This window comes from Paraburkholderia sp. SIMBA_027, from assembly GCF_046535315.1.
GTDB classification, from domain to species: Bacteria; Pseudomonadota; Gammaproteobacteria; order Burkholderiales; family Burkholderiaceae; genus Paraburkholderia; species Paraburkholderia tropica.
In genome coordinates, this window is the sequence record NZ_JAWRWY010000979.1 from 1 (window position 1) to 258 (window position 258).

The 258-nt window shown below is 66.3% G+C and carries 1 protein-coding gene; it reads left to right on the plus strand.

Annotated features, from left to right (window positions below; genetic code table 11):
• Positions 1–258 (plus strand): tripartite tricarboxylate transporter substrate-binding protein (locus SB764_RS42020; RefSeq protein WP_410867039.1); only part of this gene is annotated, 258 nt, incomplete at both ends.

Here is a 258-nt window from a genome sequence, read left to right on the forward strand (position 1 = left end):
GGGCTGGTGTCGCTGCCGATCGAACGCAAGGCCGGCTTCACCACGGCCGACTTCACCTACCTGGCCAACCTGGTGCGCGATCCCAGCGCCTTCAGCGTCGCCGCCGACAGTCCGTACCAGACGCTGGACGCCTTGATCAAGGCGGCACGCGAGAAGCCGGGTTCGATCAGCTATGGCTCGACCGGCGTGGGCACCGATGATCACCTGGCGCTGGTGCTGTTCCAGAACCTGACGGGCACCAAGCTCAACCACGTGCCC